Origin of the sequence: Brachybacterium sp. NBEC-018 (assembly GCF_024860185.1) — a bacterium.
Taxonomy (GTDB): Bacteria; Actinomycetota; Actinomycetes; order Actinomycetales; family Dermabacteraceae; genus Brachybacterium; species Brachybacterium rhamnosum.
Genome location: NZ_CP100650.1, coordinates 1532277 through 1548676, shown reverse-complemented (window position 1 = coordinate 1548676; position 16400 = coordinate 1532277). Strand labels below are relative to the sequence as shown.

General features: G+C 74.6%; 12 protein-coding genes and 1 tRNA gene. 3 read left to right on the top strand and 10 right to left on the bottom strand.

Annotated features, from left to right (window positions below; genetic code table 11):
- Positions 1 to 2: 2 nt before the first annotated feature.
- Complete coding sequence (locus NLU66_RS06835; RefSeq protein ID WP_259362183.1) at positions 3 to 701, bottom strand: Na(+)/H(+) antiporter subunit C; 699 nt, start codon at positions 699 to 701, stop codon at positions 3 to 5.
- Positions 691 to 3627 (bottom strand): Na+/H+ antiporter subunit A, encoded by a 2937-nt coding sequence (locus tag NLU66_RS06830; protein WP_259362182.1) that lies wholly within the window; start codon positions 3625 to 3627, stop codon positions 691 to 693. Before NLU66_RS06830 ends, NLU66_RS06835 begins: the two co-directional genes overlap by 11 nt.
- A gap of 144 nt (positions 3628 to 3771) precedes the next feature.
- On the opposite strand from NLU66_RS06830, the gene NLU66_RS06825 reads away from it, so the two are divergent.
- The gene (locus NLU66_RS06825; RefSeq protein ID WP_259362181.1) at positions 3772 to 5115 is read left to right on the top strand and encodes an MFS transporter; all 1344 of its coding nucleotides are present in this window, start codon (positions 3772 to 3774) and stop codon (positions 5113 to 5115) included.
- A 10-nt stretch (positions 5116 to 5125) separates the two neighbouring features.
- Here the strand turns inward: NLU66_RS06825 and NLU66_RS06820 are convergent, their stop codons facing one another.
- Both NLU66_RS06820 and dcd read right to left on the bottom strand, forming a co-directional pair.
- On the bottom strand, positions 5126 to 5926 hold the full coding sequence (locus NLU66_RS06820; RefSeq protein ID WP_259362180.1) for a hypothetical protein: 801 nt from the start codon (positions 5924 to 5926) through the stop codon (positions 5126 to 5128).
- Entirely contained in the window at positions 5923 to 6516 is a 594-nt protein-coding gene (gene dcd, locus NLU66_RS06815) for a dCTP deaminase (protein ID WP_259362179.1), read from the bottom strand. The genes NLU66_RS06820 and dcd overlap by 4 nt, the downstream gene beginning before the upstream one ends.
- A 108-nt stretch (positions 6517 to 6624) precedes the next feature.
- On the opposite strand from dcd, the gene NLU66_RS06810 reads away from it, so the two are divergent.
- Positions 6625 to 6695: transfer RNA gene (locus NLU66_RS06810), tRNA-Gly, on the top strand.
- A gap of 78 nt (positions 6696 to 6773) precedes the next feature.
- The gene (locus NLU66_RS06805) at positions 6774 to 7358 is read left to right on the top strand and encodes a TetR/AcrR family transcriptional regulator (protein WP_259362178.1); all 585 of its coding nucleotides are present in this window, start codon (positions 6774 to 6776) and stop codon (positions 7356 to 7358) included.
- Between the two features lie 12 nt (positions 7359 to 7370).
- Here the strand turns inward: NLU66_RS06805 and NLU66_RS06800 are convergent, their stop codons facing one another.
- The 6 genes from NLU66_RS06800 to NLU66_RS06775 form a co-directional block, all read right to left on the bottom strand.
- Positions 7371 to 9776, bottom strand: a complete 2406-nt coding sequence (locus NLU66_RS06800; protein ID WP_259362177.1) for a pyrophosphatase — start codon at positions 9774 to 9776, stop codon at positions 7371 to 7373.
- 19 nt (positions 9777 to 9795) lie between these two features.
- Positions 9796 to 11715 (bottom strand): redoxin domain-containing protein, encoded by a 1920-nt coding sequence (locus NLU66_RS06795; protein ID WP_259362176.1) that lies wholly within the window; start codon positions 11713 to 11715, stop codon positions 9796 to 9798.
- A gap of 127 nt (positions 11716 to 11842) precedes the next feature.
- Positions 11843 to 12535, bottom strand: coding sequence for an HAD family hydrolase (locus NLU66_RS06790; protein ID WP_259362175.1), 693 nt, complete (start codon positions 12533 to 12535; stop codon positions 11843 to 11845).
- Entirely contained in the window at positions 12532 to 13248 is a 717-nt protein-coding gene (locus NLU66_RS06785; protein ID WP_259362174.1) for an HAD family hydrolase, read from the bottom strand. Before NLU66_RS06785 ends, NLU66_RS06790 begins: the two co-directional genes overlap by 4 nt.
- A gap of 73 nt (positions 13249 to 13321) precedes the next feature.
- On the bottom strand, positions 13322 to 14629 hold the full coding sequence (locus NLU66_RS06780) for a bifunctional o-acetylhomoserine/o-acetylserine sulfhydrylase (protein WP_259362173.1): 1308 nt from the start codon (positions 14627 to 14629) through the stop codon (positions 13322 to 13324).
- 87 nt (positions 14630 to 14716) lie between these two features.
- Positions 14717 to 16378, bottom strand: coding sequence for an ABC-F family ATP-binding cassette domain-containing protein (locus NLU66_RS06775; protein WP_259362172.1), 1662 nt, complete (start codon positions 16376 to 16378; stop codon positions 14717 to 14719).
- Positions 16379 to 16400 lie beyond the last annotated feature (22 nt).

Sequence of the window (16400 nt, the reverse complement as noted above, 5' to 3'; positions counted from 1 at the left end):
TCTCAGGCCTCCCCTCTGCCGTCGCGGTGGTGATGGTCGGTCTCGACGGCGGGTCCGGCGCCGGGCGCCTGGGCGGGATCCCCCGTGGTCGGCGCGCCGTCGGATCCGTCCGGCCCGTCGGGGTCCTCGGCGTCTCCCACGGCCCCGGCGGGCCGGCGCACGGGTCGCGCCTCCCCCTCGTCGGCCTCGGTCGCGTCCTGCGGGACGTCCTCGGCACCGGAGAGGTCGTCGCCCAGCGGGTCCTCGGGCCGGCCCGGCTCCTGCGAGCGGCGCAGCGCACCGCGGCGCGCCTCCTCGCTCAGGGCCTGCGACCACGGGAGGTCGTCGGCGTCCCCGCTGCGGCGGCGGCTGCGGCGCAGCACGCGGCGGTCCTCGACGTCGTCGGGGACCTCGTCGTGGCCGAAGAGCTGCCAGGCCCGGTAGGCGAGGGCCATGCCGAAGGCGGTCACGCCCAGCGAGATGACGATCGCGGTGAGCACCATCGCGAGCGGCAGCGGGTCCGTCATCTCCGACGGCTCCGCCGTGCCCTCGAATGGCGGGGTCCCCGGACGGCCGGCCGCGACCACGAACAGCAGGTTCACGCCGTTGCCGAGCAGCACGAAGCCGAGCACCACGCGGGTGAGGGTGCGCTCGAGCACGAGGTACACGCCGCACGCGATGAGCACGCCGGCGGTGAGCAGGAGGGCGAGGCTAACGGACATCGGACTCCGCCTCCTGCTGCTGGTCGATCTGCGCGCCGAGGGTGCGCAGGAAGTCGAGGATCACGCCGAGGACCACGAGGTACACGCCCACGTCGAAGAGCAGGGCGCTCGGCAGGTGGACCTCGCCCAGCAGCGGCACGTGCAGCACGGGGGTGACGGTCTGGAAGATCGTGCCGCCGAACAGGAGCGGCAGCACCGCGGCGGCGGAGGCGATCGCCATGCCGGTGCCGAGCACGAGTCCCGCCTGCACGGGTGCGGCCTCGGTGAGCTCGTAGCGGCCGCCCGCGAGATAGCGCATGGTCAGGGCGAGACCGGCGACGAGGCCGCCCGCGAACCCGCCGCCGGGGAGGTTGTGGCCGGCCATGAGCAGGTACACGGAGAAGATCATCATCACCGGGAAGGCGAGGCGGGTGATGACCTCGAGGATCACCATGCGGCGCTCGGGGGCGAGGGTCAGGCCCGCGGAGAGCCAGGTGCGCCAGCGGTTCGTGCCGGCGACCTCGTCGGTGCGGGCGTCGAAGTTCAGGACGTTCTGCGGGAGCGGGGTGTCCGGGTGGCGGCGCCAGATCGAGGTGCCCGCGGTCAGGTCCCGCACGCGGGAGATGCCCTGCTCGCGGCGGGTGACGAAGATGAGGGAGGCGACGCCGGTCGCGACCACGAGCAGCACGGTGATCTCGCCGAAGGTGTCCCACACGCGGGCGTCGACGAGGGTCACGTTGACGACGTTGTGCCCGCCGCCGGAGGTGTAGGCGGGCTCGATGAGCTCGGGGCCCAGCGGGTCGAGGTAGCGGGCGTCGGCCGCGTAGAGCGCCGCGCCGCAGAGGGTGACGGCCGTGCCGATCGCGATCCCCCAGCGCCCGATCGCCCCGATCCGCAGCGGGCGGCGCGAGAAGTGCAGGGGCAGACGGCGCAGGACGAGCACGAGCACGACCGTCATCGCGGTCTCGACGAGCACCTGGGTGAGGGCGACGTCCGGGGCGCCGGAGACGAGGAACAGGACGGCGACGCCGTAGCCGGTGACGGAGATGAGGAAGACGGCCCGCAGCCGGCGCCGGGAGCGGGCCGCGCCGATCGCGGCGAGCGCGGCGACGGGGAGCACGAGCAGCTCGACCGGCGAGTGGAAGGGCACGAGGTTCTGCGGCAGCGGGGCCTGGGTGAGCGCGACGGGGACGGTCAGCGCGATCATCACGACGAGCATCGTGCCGAGCGTGTACGGCAGGGAGCCGCGCTGGAACAGCGGGGTCACGGCGACCGCGAGCGCGTCGACACCGCGCATGGTGCGGCGGAACAGGCGCTCCGCGTCGAGGAACTCCTGGAGCCCCTCGCGCGCCCAGGTCATCGGGGAGACCGCGCGCTGGAGCCGCTGCACCGGGCGGGCGGCGACCGCGAGCAGCGCGCCGAGGCCCAGGGTGAGCACGGACGCCAGGAGCGGCACCCCCAGGTGGGGCACGACGAGCAGGTGGGCGTGGGTCTCCTGCTCCGGCAGCACGGCGGCCGCGCCGGTGAGCAGGTCCTCGAGCGGCCCCGCGAGGGCGACGAGCACGACCGAGAGCGCCGCGATCGCGGCGGGCGGCAGCCAGAACAGCACGGGGATCTGCGGGGTGCGGGCGCGCGGGGCACCGGCGGAGCGGCCGAAGGCCCCCTGCACGAAGCGCCACGAGTAGGCGACGGTGAGCACGGAGCCCGCGACGAGCGCGACGAGCAGACCGCGCTGGTAGGCGCCGCCGTACCAGAGCGCCGTGTACACGGACTCCTTCGCGACGAAGCCCAGCAGCGGCGGCACCGCGGCCATCGAGGCGGCCGAGACGATGCCGATCACCGCGACGACGGGCACAGCGCGCCCCACCCCGGAGAGCACGCGCAGGTCACGGGTGCCGAACTTCTTGTCGATGATCCCGACGACCATGAACAGCGGCGCCTTGAACACCGCATGGGCGACGAGCATCGCGAGACCCGCGAGCACGGCGTCCTGCGTGGCGAGGGCGCCGATCGCGGCGAGGAAGCCGAGCTGGGAGACGGTGCCGTAGGCGAGCAGGAGCTTGATGTCCGTCTGCCGCAGGGCGCGCCACCCGCCCAGGAGCATCGTCGCCGCGCCGATCACGGAGACGACGACCTGCAGCACGTCGAGCACGGACAGCGCCGGGGCGAGGCGCAGGATCAGGTACACGCCCGCCTTGACCATCGCGGCGGCGTGGAGGTAGGCGGAGACGGGGGTGGGCGCGGCCATCGCGCCGGGCAGCCAGAAGTGCGTGGGCACGAGCGCGGACTTCGACATGGCACCCGCGAGCACGAGCACGACGGCGGTGACGAGGTACGGGCCGGGGGCGGACCACATCGGGTCGGTGAGGATCGCGGAGAGCCGGAGGGACCCGGCGGCCTGGCCCAGCATCAGCAGGCCCACGAACATCGCGAGGCCGCCTGCGGTGGTCGAGATGAGCGCGTTCATCGCGGCGCGGCGGGAGGACTGCTTCTCCTGGTAGTGCCCGATGAGCAGGTAGGAGAAGACGGTCGTGAGCTCCCAGAAGGTGTAGAGCACCATGACGTCGTCCGCGAGGACGAGGCCCACCATCGCGCCGGCGAAGGCGGTGAGCACCCCGGCGAAGCGACCCAGCGCGGGCTCGGTGTCCTTGAAGTAGCGGGCGCAGTACAGGAGCACGATCGCGCCGATCCCGGTCGCGATGAGCGCGAGCACCCAGCTCAGCGTGTCCACGCGGAAGGCGAGCCCGATCCCGAAGGCCGGGATCCACTCGGCGGAGATCTCGACCGGGGCGCTCGCGAGGGAGGCGGGGTCGAAGGCCGTGGCGAGCCAGAGCGCGGAGGCCGCGGGCACGAGCGCGAGCGGGTAGAAGGCGTTGCGGCCCAGCATCCTCACCAGCAGCGGCGCGAGGAGCGCGGCGAGCAGATGGGCGAGGAGCATGAACAGCATGCGGTCTCCGTCCATCGCGGGGGGAAAGGGCCTCGTCCAGTCTACTGTCCGGTGTCCGGCCGCTCCCGCCGTCCGGGGGACTTCTCACTCTCGGCGAACACGGGCATCCTGCGCCGGCGCCCGCGGGCTTCGTACAGTGACCCCATGCCCGCGACCCCGCGCACCGCCGCCGCCCACCCCCTGCGACGGGCGGTCACCGCCTTCGCGCTCTGGGACGGGGGGATGTCCGCCTTCAGCTCGGTGATCCTCACCTTCGTGTTCTCCACCTACGTCGCGAGCGCCGTCGCCGCGGAGGGCGCCGTGGGCGACGCCGCGGTGAAGGCGGCGCAGGACCACGGATCCCAGGTCCTCACCACCTGGCAGGCGATCGGCGCGGTCGCGATCGCGCTGCTCGCCCCGCTTCTGGGGAACCTCGCGGACCGCGGCGGGGTGCGCAACGCCCTGCTGCGGATCACGACGCTCGCGACCGTCGCGATCGTCGCCCTCATGCCCACGGTCGCCCGGGACCCGGACTTCCTGGTCTGGGGCGCCGTCCTCATCGCGCTCGGCGTCGTGACGAGCGAGCTCGCGGGGGTGTTCGTGAACTCGGTGCTGCCGGAGATCTCCACGCCCGCGAACCGCGGCCGCATCTCGGGGACCGCGTGGGCGGTGGGCTACTGGGGCTCGATCGTGTGCCTGGGCGTGGTGCTGGTCGGCTTCGTCATGCCGGGCACGGGGCTGCTCGGGATCACGGCCGAGGCGGGCTGGAACCTGCGGGCGATCCCCGTGTTCGTCGCGCTGTGGATCCTCGCGCTGACCCTGCCGCTGCTGCTGTGGGCGCCCCGCCACGAGGCCCTCGAGCCCGTGGCGCGGTGGACGCCCTGGCAGGGCTACGCCGACATCGTCCGCCGCGTGGTGCGGGCGGTGCGCGAGGAGCCCGTCATGCTGCAGTACCTCGTGGCCTCGGCGATCTACCGCGACGGCCTGGGCGCCGTGTTCTCGATCGCGGGCGTGCTCGCGGCGAACGCGTACGGCTTCACGACCGTCGAGGTGATCGTCTTCGGCATCGCCGCGAACCTCGTCGCCGGTATCGGGGTGTTCCTGGGCGGCCGGATCGACGACGCCGTGGGGCCGCGGCCGGTGATCATCGGCGGCTGCGCGGCGATCGTGGTGCTGGGACTGGTGGTCCTGCTCCTCCCGGCGACGGCCGTGTTCTGGGTCGCGGGCCTCGCGATCTGCCTCTTCGTGGGCCCGGTGCAGTCCGCCTCGCGGAACCTGCTCACGCGGCTCTCGCAGCCCGGCCGGGAGACGGAGAACTTCGGCCTCTACGCGACGACGGGCCGGGCGCTGGGCTTCCTCGGCACGGCGGCCTTCGCGCTCGTGGTCTGGATCGCGCAGGACACCCGCACCGGGATCCTCGGGATCGTCGTCGTCATCGCGATCGGCCTGCTGGCCTTCGTGCCGATCCGCCTGGGCGGCGCGGGGCGCGCCGCCGCCGCCGCGGGCTGAGGAGGAGAGCTCAGGCGAGATCCGCAGGATCCACGAGGAACCCCTCGAGGTCCACGACGTACCCGCCGACGCTCTCGACGAGCAGTCCCGCGAGCAGCCCGATCCGACGGTACGCCGCCATCCAGCGCTCCCCCGTCGCCGCGTCGGGCAGCTCGGTCTCCTCCTCGTCGGGATCCGCGGGCAGGTGCACGATCGCGTAGTCCACGGCCCCGTCGATCCAGCCCAGCCGCGCGAGGGCCGTGGGGACGGAGCTGCGCCCCACGCGCAGGGCGATCTCCTCGCCCTCCCCCACCGGGATCGTGACGCTGTAGCCGGTCACGGAGGCGCCGTCCGGCACCTCGTCGAGCTCCGCCTCGGGCTCGAGCGGCGCGATGAGCTGCGCGAGGGACTCGGGCGCGAGCGCGTGCGGGCTCACCACGGTGAGGTCGCGGACGTGGAAGGGGTGCGGCTCGAGGCGCACCCCGCCGTCGGTGACGACCGCGCCGTGCAGGCGCCGCGCGAGGGACCACAGGAGGTCCAGCGCCTCGCGCTCCGCGCCGAAGGGCAGGCCCTCGGGGAAGGCGCGGCCGTAGCCGCGGAGGTCGTCGCCGCCCTCGGGGGCCGGGTCCTCGCGGTCCCGGTCGACCTCGAGGGTCCAGCGGCCCGCGCCGCGCGGTGAGGTGTCCGGGACGAGCAGCGCCCCGTCGCCGAGGTCGAGCGTTCCGTCCTCGCGGCGGGAGGCCGCGGGGCGCACGTTCGTGATCATCGTCAGCACGTCCTCCGGCGCGGTGTCCCGCGGGAGCTGCAGGCGGTGGGAGGTGCGAGCGGTCACTGCTCCTCCTGGAGGGGGATGCGGGTGCGGTGGAAGTTCAGGTGCGAGCGCGAGGCGGTGGGACCGCGCTGGCCGTGGTACCGGTTGTGGTTGCCCTCGCTGCCGTAGGGGCTGTCCGAGGCGGAGGACAGCCGGAAGAAGCACAGCTGCCCGATCTTCATGCCCGGCCACAGCGCCACGGGGAGCGTCGCCATGTTCGAGAGTTCGAGGGTGATGTGCCCCTGGAAGCCCGGGTCGATGAAGCCCGCGGTGGAGTGGGTCAGCAGGCCCAGGCGCCCGAGCGAGCTCTTCCCCTCGAGCCGCGCGGCGACGTCGTCCGGCAGGGTCACCTGCTCGTAGGTGGAGGCGAGCACGAACTCGCCGGGGTGGAGCATGTACGGCTCGTCGGGGTCCACGGCGACCTCGCGCGTGAGCTCCTCCTGCTCGACCGACGGGTCGATCATCGCGTACTTGTGGTTGTCGAAGAGCCGGAAGTAGCGGTCGATGCGCACGTCGACCGAGGCCGGCTGGATCATCTGCGCGTCGAAGGGGTCCAGGCGCACGCGCCCGCCCTCGATCTCGGTCCGGATGTCGTGGTCGCTCAGCAGCACGCGTGCCAGCCTAGCCCGCCCCGTCGTGGTCGTCAGCCGGCGTCCGATTCGCGCCGCGGCCTGGGCACGGGGTATGCTCTCGGAGGTCGTCGGCCGATGCCGGCGCATGCGGGTGTAGTTCAATGGTAGAACTTCAGCTTCCCAAGCTGACAGCGCGGGTTCGATTCCCGTCACCCGCTCTCGGACAGGAACCGCAGGCCATCGGCCTGCGGTTCCTGCGTACACGGGGGCGTGGGCCCCACGACCCCGGAGGCGTGATGCCCAAGATCATCGGCGGCTCGCTCGAGGAGCACCGCGAGCGCACCCGGGAGAAGATCTTCGCGGCCCTCGGCGAGCTCCTCGAGGCGCAGGACTTCGACGCGGTGACCTTCTCGGCGATCGCCGAGCGCGCCGGGGTGGGCCGCACCGCGATGTACAACCACTTCCCGGACAAGGACACGCTCCTGGTCGCCTACGCGATGCACGAGACGGCCGGGTACATCGAGCAGCTCCGCGCCTCGACCGCGGGCGCCCCCTCCCCCGTCGAGGCGGTGCGCCGCTACGTGCGCACCCAGCTCGAGCTGTCCCTCACCTTCCACATGCCGCAGTCCTCGACGATGCGCACCGCCCTCACGGCGGAGAACGCGGCGCGGATGCGGGAGCACGTGGTGCTCATCGAGGAGGTGCTGCGCACGATCGTCCGGGACGGCGTGGCCGACGGCTCCTTCTCCCCCGCGCTCGACGTCGACGCGACGGTGCGGATCGTCAACGGCCTCGTCGTGGGCCCGACGGCCCGGCGCTACTCCCCCGAGGCGCTCGAGGACTTCGTCCTGCGCGGTCTCGGCGCGGATCCCGCGGCCTGATCCCGCGGGCCGTCAGCGACGGTCCTCGTCGCTCTCCCAGCTCATCGAGTCGATGGTCTCGAGCTCCTCGTCGTCGCGGTCGTCCCGGCGGCCGAAGAGCGGCGCGGAGACCTCGCCCTCGCCGTCCTCGAGATCGACCTCGGGGGCGGTCGCGGCGACCACCCAGGTGACGACGACGATCGCGATCGCGACGACGGCCACGCCCCAGCGCAGGTAGTGGCTCGTGCCGCCGGTGATCATCGCGACCGGCGAGGAGACCACGAGGGCCCCCGCGAGCGCGCCGACCAGCAGCAGCGGGGCGGCGGTCGCGCCGAGCGTCGAGCGCAGGACGCCCGTGAGCACGGCGCCGCCGAGGGCGCCGGAGTGGCCCCAGGAGCCGGGGCCGCCGTAGCGGCCCGCGGCGATCGTGTCCGCGGCGCCCTCGAGCGTCGCGGCGGAGCCGATCGCCCAGACGCCGAGCCCGGCCGCGGTGAGCGCCGCGCCGACCGCATAGCCGGCCAGCGCGCTCGGCCCCAGCCCGTAGGCGGCGACGACGGGGGCGAGCAGGGCGACGGCGAGGGCCGGCACGGCGGCACGGCGCGAGCCGTCGCGCAGGTCGCCGACGCTCAGGCGGTCCTGGTCCTCGAGCAGCGCGGCGCGCGCGGCGACCACGGCGAGGGCGCCCGCCCGGCGCGCGGCGTCGGCGAGCGAGGCGAGGACCAGCAGCACGGCCATGACGCCGAGGGCGAGGCCGCCCAGCAGGGTCACGGACTGCGGGGTGACCGCGTGCAGCGCCCGCTCCTCCCACACCGAGGAGGCGCGGGCGGCGACCTGGACGGTCGTGACGACGGGGCCGACGGCCGCGAGGCCGCCGAGCACGGCGGCGAGCAGCAGCGCCAGGCGGGGACCGGTCGCGGAGGCGGTGGCCGCCTCGCGCCGCTCGCGGTCCGCACCGGGACGGTCCAGCAGGGTCGTCGCGAGGAACGAGGCCCCGAAGCCGCTGACGACGACGAGGGCGCCGAGGCCCGCATGGACCAGCAGGGCGAGGGCGAGCGCGGGGATCCCGGCGGAGAGCACGCTGATCACGGCCGCGACGAGGACCACGAGGCCCAGGGCGGAGGCGGCGACGAGGGCCGCGGAGCCGAGGCCCGCGACGGTGCCGAGGGCCCCGCCGGTGCGGCTCGTGCGGGCCGCGCGCAGCACGCTCCCGCCGTGGCGGTCCGCGAGGGTCCCGCCGAGCAGCACGACGCCGAGGGCCACGAGGGCGCCGAGCGCGAGGGCGCCCGCGACCACGGTCGCCGGGGAGATCGTGTACAGGGTGAGGACGTCGAGGAAGGCGCCGGCGTCCCGGGAGTCGTCGGTCGCGGAGATCCACTGCGACATGTCGGTGACCGCGGACTCGATCTGCGGCTCGAGCTCCGTGCGGGCCATCGGCTCGTTGCCCGCGATCGCGGTGTCGGTGAAGCTGCCCATGCCGACCTGGTCGAAGCGCAGGTTCTTGTACGCCGAGGGCAGCCAGAGCGCCGCGGCGACCACGGCGCCGACGCCGCCGGCGAGGGCGGGCGCGAGACCGCCCAGGCGCAGGCGCCCGGCGATCGGCCCCTCCCCGCGCACGACCGGCCAGAGGGCGGAGGCGAGGGCGACGAGCAGGGACGTGCCGAGCGCGAGCAGCACCACGAGCACCGCCTCGCCCGCGAGCACGGGCAGGCCGATCTGCAGGCCGAGGGCCGCGAGGGCGGCGGCGACGGCGACGAGGTCCGCGGCGAGGCCGCCGCCACGGCGGGCCATCCGCGCCGAGCGCAGCAGCGGGGCGCCGAGGTTGTCCTCGGCGTCGGCGGCGAGCTCGTGCTCGTCCGTGCCCACGAGCAGGGCGGCCGCGTCGCCCGCGGCATCCGCGGTGACGGCCGTCGCGCGCAGGGCGAGGGCGGAGACGGCGGCGCCCGCGGCGAGCGCCACGAGCGGGGCGGAGGCCGCCTGCTGGAGGAACCACAGGGACAGCGAGACCGGGAGCACAACGAGGGCGAGGGCTCCCGCGACGGTCAGCGCGCCGAGGCGCGGCAGCAGGGTCCCGCGGCGCTCCTCGTCCAGGCCGAGCGCCGCGATCTGCACGGCGGTGCCGCGCCACGCGGCGAGCGGACCCAGCAGCAGGCCCACGAGCATCAGGGCGGAGCGCAGGATCCGCTGGTCCGTGTCCCCCGGCAGGAGGAGCGCGAGCAGCACGAGCGGGAGGCCGATCCACAGGATCACGGAGCCGCCCGCGCTGAGCCCGCGCCCGAGGCGCAGGCCGAGCTCGGGGTCGATCTCCGCGCCGTCCTCGTCGCGCCGCAGCCGGGAGGGCACGACGGCCCCCGCGACGAGCGCGGCGATCGAGAGGACGCCGAGGATGAGGAGCGCGACGGCGAGGTCGTCGCCGAGCGGGAAGTCGGTGATGAGGTCCACGATCAGCTTCCGGGAGGGGTCAGGCGAGCAGCGAGAGGTCCAGGGTGGTGGGCGCGCCCTCGACGACGCGGATCGGCACCCCCCAGTCCTGCTGGTGCATGTGGCAGGCGGGGAACTCGACGGCCGGGTCCGCATCGCACGAGGCGGCGCGCGCGTTGATGTGCAGCACGCCCTCCGTGTACGCGGGGTCCAGCTCGATCGTCCGCTCGAGGTCGGTGCCGACCCCGCTGCCCGCGGTGATCATCGTCTGCGGGGTCGTCGAGACGGTGACCTGCGTCGACGGGCCGAGCGAGTTGTCGAGCTTGTGCCCCTCGGGCGGGGTGAACAGGACCCGCACGGTGAGCGGGCCGGGGCCCACCTCGGTCGCGGGGCGCTCGGAGCGCTGGGCGCCGTGGTCCAGGACGCGCTCGGCGGCCTTCGCGACGGGCACCCAGGTCACGCGGTGGGCACCGGACTCGACGACGACGAGCTGGCCGATCCCGTCCACGGGCGGGCCGACGATCGCGCCGGAGGGCTCGTCGAGATCGGTCGCGACGGTGACGACGGTCGCGGAGCCGTCCTCGGCGCCGTGCTCGTCGATCAGGCGGATCGCGCCGTTGTAGGTGTCCGCGACGGCGATCCGGCCGTCGGGCAGAGCGGTCACGCCGAGCGGGTGCTGCAGGCGGGCGTCCTCCGCCGCGCCGTCGACGTGGCCGAAGTCGAACAGCCCCTTGCCCACGAGCGTCGAGACCGTCATCGTCTGCGGGTCGATGACGCGCACGGCCGAGGACTCGGAGTCCGCGACGACGATGCGACCGTCGGCGAGCTCGTCGACGCCCGAGGGCTGCGCCCACCAGGAGCCGACGACGGGGCCGTCGACGAGGCCCTCCTGGGTGGTGCCCGCGAGCACCATGAGCGCCCCGGTGACGGGGTCGAAGGTCCACATCTGGTGGATGCCGGCCATGGTGATCACGGCCCGGTTCAGCGCATGGGACCAGGTGAGGTCCCATGGGGTGGAGAGGGAGAAGCTGCGGGGGTCGCCCTCGCCACGGGGCAGCGGCTCGCCCTGCATCCACTGCGCACCGGTGCCGGCGACGGTCGTGACCTCGGTGGCGGTGCGGGAGCGGAGCAGGCGGTCCTGCCCCACCTTCACCCCGCGCAGGAGGTGGTTGGCGGTGTCCGCGACGAGCAGGTCGTAGCCGACCTCCTCGGCGATCTCGTCCGGGAGGGCGATGACGCCGTTGGGCTCGGCGAGCTGCGCGGTCTCCGCGTCGCCGTCGGTGCGGCCGCGGCGGCCCTCGCCGATGACCTCGTCGACGGTCGCGCCGTCGACCTCGAAGACGACGAGCCGGTGCTGGCCGGCGTCGGAGACGACGAGCCGGCCGTCGGGCAGGGCGGCGAGCTTCGAGGGGAAGCGGAGGGTCTGCGGGACGCGCTCGGTGAGCACGGTGGGGGCGGGCCCGCGGCGCAGGGAGCCGTCGGCCTCGCCCTCGGCGACGAGCCGGCCGATCAGCTGGTCGAGGTTCGCGGCATGGCCCTCGCCGGAGAGGTTGCCGGCGATGCGGCCCTGCGTGTCGAGCACCATGAGGGTGGGCCAGGCGCGGGCGCCGTACTCGGTCCAGGTGAGCAGCTCGGGGTCGTCGAGCACGGGGTGGGTGACCTCGTAGCGCTCGATGTTCGCCTCGAGCGCGACCGGGTCCTTCTCGAACTCGAACTTCGGGGAGTGCACGCCGATGACGACGAGCTCCTCCGCCCACTTCTCCTCGAGCGGCCGCAGCTCGTCGAGGACGTGGAGACAGTTCACGCAGCAGAAGGTCCAGAAGTCGAGGAGCACGATCTTGCCGCGCAGGTCCTCCAGGCTGAGGTCCGCCCCGCCCGTGTTGAGCCAGCCGCGGCCCCGGAGGGCGGAGCCGTGCGCACGGGCGGTGAGGGGCCGGGAGGCGTCGTCGGGGGTCGTCATGGGGACCAGTGAACACCGCGAGCCTGGACGGTGGCCAACTCATCCACCGGGAACGGACACGACGCGCCCGGTGGCGGACGTGTGCGTCACATCCGTGTCATCTGCGGGCCGCCGGGCGCGACCTGGGTCACCAGGTGCGGATCCAGGCGGCGAGCTCCGGGTCCGCGAGGCTGCCGAGCACGAGGTCCGCCGGGGGCGCCGTCGCGCCGGCGACGGGCACCGCGATGAGGCGCAGCCCGGCGTCCCGGGCGGCGCGGGCCCCGGTGCCGGAGTCCTCGAGGGCGAGGGCGGCGCCGGGCTCGACGCCGAGGGCGCGCGCCGCGGAGGCGTACATGTCCGGCGCGGGCTTGGGGTTCTCGACGGTGTCGGAGGCCTCGAGCACCGTGAAGCGGTCCCGCAGGCCGCCCGCGGTGAGCTTGTGCTCGAGCGCCTCGAGCCACGAGTTCGACGCACAGCCGAGCGGCACCCGCGCCGCGGCCTCGCGCAGGGTGTCCTCGGCGCCGGGCATGAGGCGGATCCCGCCGGAGAGCTCGCGGTCGAACTCGCGGCGCAGCAGCGCGAGCACGGCGGGCTCCTCGCGTCCGGAGCGGGCGGCGAGGACCTCGGCGGCGACCTCGATCGTCGAGCCGTGGAGCACCTCGTCGTCCTCGGGGAGCAGCACGGCGCCGATCTGGGCGACGACGGCGTCCTGGGCGCTCTGCCAGACGGTCTCGGTGTCCAGGAGCAGGCCGTCGCAGTCGAAGACCACGGCCTGCGGGGTCCAGTCGCCGAAGGCCGCGCGGAAGCGGTCCGGGACGGGGCGGGGGGCGTCGGCGGTCATCGGCGGCGCTCCCATCCGGCGATCCAGTCCCTCAGCACGGGGTCCTCGAGGGAGTCGAGGGTGCGCGGGGCCTCCGGCGCCTGGCCGGGGACGGAGGGCACGGCGAGGAGGTGCAGGCCCGCGGAGGTCGCGGCGCGGGCGCCCACCTCCGAGTCCTCGAGGGCGAGGCAGTCGCCCGGCGCGGCGCCGAGGGCCGCGGCGGCGGTGAGGTAGAGGTCCGGGGCCGGCTTGCCGTGGGCGACGTCGTCGATGCTCACGGTCGCGTCGACCACGTCGAGCAGACCGATCGCGGCGAGCTTCGCGTCGAGCATGTCCCGCGGCGAGTTGGAGGCGACGGCGACGGGGACGGCCGCGGCGGCGGCGCGCACGATCTCGACGGCGCCGGGGAGCGGGGGCTCCTGCTCGGTCACGTCCTCACGGTGCGCGGCGAACAGCTCGTCGGCGACGACGAGCGGCTCCTTGCCGACGTGCTCGGCGATCGTGGTGACGACGACCTCCGCGGACTGCCCGGTGACCGCGCGGCGCGTGACGTCGTCGAAGGCGGCGCCGTGGGAGGCGAGGTACGCGTCCTGGAGCACGACCCAGCGCGACTCGGTGTCCACGAGCAGGCCGTCGCAGTCGAAGACGACGGCCGCGGGGGTCCAGGCGGGCGGCCAGCTCGCGAGGGGGGACGGGAGCGGCTGCGGGCGGGCGGAGGCGGGGGGTCGGCTCATGATGTCCCCAGCGTATCGACCGCGCGGGGCGGGTGCCGAGGCACCCGCCCCGCGCGGCCCAGGCGGTCGCTCCTCAGAGCCCGAGCGCCGCGAAGCCGCGGTCGAGGTCCGCGAGGATGTCGTCGATGTGCTCGATGCCCACGCTGAGGCGCACGAAGCCCGGCTCGACGCCCGCCGCGCGCTGCTCCTCGGGGCTCAGCTGCGAGTGCGTCGTCGAGGCGGGGTGGATGACGAGGCTCCGCACGTCGCCGACGTTCGCGACGTGCGAGTGCAGCTCGAGGGCGTCGACGAAGGCGGTGCCCGCCTCGAGGCCGCCCTCGAGGGTGAAGCCGAGCACCGAGCCCGCGCCGAGCGGGAGGTACTTCTGCGCGCGCTCGTAGTAGGGCGAGTCCGGGAGTCCCGCGTAGGCGACGGAGACGATGCCCTTCTTCGTGGTCAGGTGCTCGGCGACCTTCTGCGCGTTCTCCACGTGGCGCTGCACGCGCAGCGGGAGGGTCTCGAGGCCCTGGGCGATGAGGAAGGCGCTGTGCGGGGCGATCGCGGGGCCCAGGTCGCGCAGCAGGGCCACGCGGGCGCGGATCGCGTACGGCGGGAGCGCGGGGACCAGCGAGGTGTAGACGAGGCCGTGGTAGCTCGGGTCGGGCTCGTTGAGCAGCGGGAAGCGCTCGGGCTCGGCCGCGTAGTCGAAGGTGCCGCCGTCGACGATGACGCCGGCGATCGTGGTGCCGTGCCCGCCCAGGAACTTCGTGGCGGAGTGGACGACGACGTCGGCGCCGTGCTCGAGGGGGCGCAGCAGGTACGGGGTCGCGATGGTGCTGTCGACGATGAGCGGGACGCCCGCCTCGTGGGCGACGCCGGAGACGCCCTCGATGTCGAGCACGTCCTGGCGCGGGTTCGGGATCGTCTCGGCGAAGAAGGCCTTGGTGTTCGGCCGGACGGCGGCGCGCCAGGAGTCCAGGGAGTCGGGGTCCTCGACGAACACGGGCTCGATGCCGAGGCGGGAGAGGGTGTTCTTGAAGAGGTTGTAGGTGCCGCCGTACAGGCTCGGGGAGACGACGACGCTGTCCCCCGCCTGGGCGACCGTGAGGATCGAGAGCGTGATCGCGCTCTGCCCGGAGGCGACGAGCAGCGCGGCCGCGCCGCCCTCGAGGGCGGCGATGCGGTTCTCGACCGCCTCCTGGGTGGGGTTGGTGATGCGGGTGTAGATGGGGCCCAGCTCGGCGAGCGCGAAGCGGTCCGCGGCGGTCTTCGCGCTGTCGAAGACGAAGCTCGTGGTCTGGTAGATCGGCAGCGCGCGGGCGCCGGTCGTGGGATCGGGCTCCTGCCCCGCGTGGATCGCGAGGGTCTCGAAGCGCGGGCTGGGCGCGGCGGTGTCGGTCATCGTTCCTCCAGGGGAGCTGGGCGGCGGGGTGCCGGATGCGGCACAGCCTCACCCGCGCCCGTGCTCAGCGGCCAGGAACGTGAACGGTCATGACGGGGAGCCGGCGCCGATCTCGAGCGTGCGTCCCCGCCAGCGCCGCCGCAGCCAGCGGTCGTGGGAGGCGATGACGACGGTGCTCTCCCAGTCCTGCACGGCCCGCTCGAGTCGGGTCGCGAGGTCGAGGGAGAGGTGGTTGGTCGGCTCGTCGAGCAGGAGCAGCCCGGGCGGGTCGGCGAGCAGGGCGGCGAGGGCGGCGCGCCGCTGCTGGCCCCGGGAGAGGAGTCCCAGGGGCCGGTCGAGGTCGCGGGGGTGGACGAGCCCCATGAGCTCGGGGGCGGCCTCGCCGGGCAGGCCGCCGAGCAGGGCGCGCACGGTCCTGTCCTCGTCGACCTCCTCGTCCTGGGCGAGCAGGGCCCGCCGGGAGGTCGCCCGGACGGTGCCGGAGGTGGGCTCGAGGGTCCCCGCGAGGAGGGCGAGCAGGGTCGACTTCCCGCTGCCGTTGGGGCCGGTGATGAGCAGCTTCTCCCCCGCGCTGAGGCTCACCGAGGTGGGGGCGAGCCGCCCCTCGACGGCGGCGTCGGCCGCGGCGAGCAGCACGCCGCCGTCGGCGCGGCTCGCCCCGGGCACCCCGGTGAAGTGCAGCTCGGCCGGGGGCTTGCGCACCTGGGTGCGCTCGAGCTCCTGGAAGCGGCGCTCGGCGTCGCGCACGCGCCGGGAGACGACGGTCGCGTTGCGATCCGAGTAGAACTTCTTCGAGATGCGGGACTCGGTGCGGGGACCGCGGCCCTCGTGGCCCACCTGGTGGGAGTCCTGGAGCTGGGTGCGCAGGCGCTTCAGCTCCTCCTGCTCGTCGCGGAAGCGGAGCTCCCAGCGCTCGCGGGCGTCGAGTCGGGCATGGAGGTAGTCGGTGAAGGTGCCGGTGTAGGCGGTGAGCCCGCCGGGCTCCTCCTCGAGAGGCCGGGGCGCGGGGTCGAGGTCGAGCTGGCCGCGGGTCGCGGCGTCGAGGAAGGCGCGGTCATGGCTCGCGATGAGCACGGGCCCGGGATGCTCCCCGAGCAGTGTCGCGAGGTAGTCCGCGGCCTCGTCGTCGAGGTGGTTGGTGGGCTCGTCGAGCAGGAGCGTCGTGGGGCGCGTGATGAGCAGGTGGGCGAGGGCGAGGCGACCGCGCTGTCCTCCGGAGACGCGGGCGATCAGCCGGTCCCCCGGCAGTCCCGCGAGGCCGAGGCCGGCGAGGACCTCCGCGGCGCGGACCTCCGCGTTCCAGACGTCCGCGAGGGTCGCGCGGGCGAGCAGCTCGTCGTAGCGCGCCGCGGCCGCGTCGGCGCCTGCGTCACCCGCGGGCCCGCCCTCGCCGACCTCGGCGAGCGCCTCCCCGGCGGCGGTGAGCTCCCGCTCGAGCCGGCGGGCGTGGCGCAGGGCGTCCTGGACGGCGCCGTCCACGGTGGTGCGCTCGGGGTCCAGGGGCAGCTCCTGGTGGAGCATGCCGACGGGGCCGGGGGCGTTGACCGTGCCGACGTCGGGGTGCAGCTCACCGGCGAGGATCCGCAGCAGGGTCGACTTGCCGGAGCCGTTCTCGCCGAGCAGGCCGGTGGGGACGCCTGCGGGCACGGTGAGATTCACGTCGGTGAGGACGCGGCGGTCGCCGAAGGCGTGGGAGATGCCCTCCGCGCGCAGGTGCAGGGCGGCGAGGGAGGAGGCGTTCTGGGACATGGATCAGCTCCGGTGGGTGCGG

Excerpts from the sequence above, each read along its gene's own strand:
- NLU66_RS06835 (WP_259362183.1), bottom strand. The coding sequence starts at position 701 with ATGTCCGTTAGCCTCGCCCTCCTGCTCACCGCCGGCGTGCTCATCGCG.
- NLU66_RS06830 (WP_259362182.1), bottom strand. The coding sequence starts at position 3,627 with ATGCTGTTCATGCTCCTCGCCCATCTGCTCGCCGCGCTCCTCGCGCCG.
- NLU66_RS06825 (WP_259362181.1), top strand. The coding sequence starts at position 3,772 with ATGCCCGCGACCCCGCGCACCGCCGCCGCCCACCCCCTGCGACGGGCG.
- NLU66_RS06805 (WP_259362178.1), top strand. The coding sequence starts at position 6,774 with ATGCCCAAGATCATCGGCGGCTCGCTCGAGGAGCACCGCGAGCGCACC.
- NLU66_RS06795 (WP_259362176.1), bottom strand. The coding sequence starts at position 11,715 with ATGACGACCCCCGACGACGCCTCCCGGCCCCTCACCGCCCGTGCGCAC.
- NLU66_RS06790 (WP_259362175.1), bottom strand. The coding sequence starts at position 12,535 with ATGACCGCCGACGCCCCCCGCCCCGTCCCGGACCGCTTCCGCGCGGCC.
- NLU66_RS06785 (WP_259362174.1), bottom strand. The coding sequence starts at position 13,248 with ATGAGCCGACCCCCCGCCTCCGCCCGCCCGCAGCCGCTCCCGTCCCCC.
- NLU66_RS06780 (WP_259362173.1), bottom strand. The coding sequence starts at position 14,629 with ATGACCGACACCGCCGCGCCCAGCCCGCGCTTCGAGACCCTCGCGATC.
- NLU66_RS06775 (WP_259362172.1), bottom strand. The coding sequence starts at position 16,378 with ATGTCCCAGAACGCCTCCTCCCTCGCCGCCCTGCACCTGCGCGCGGAG.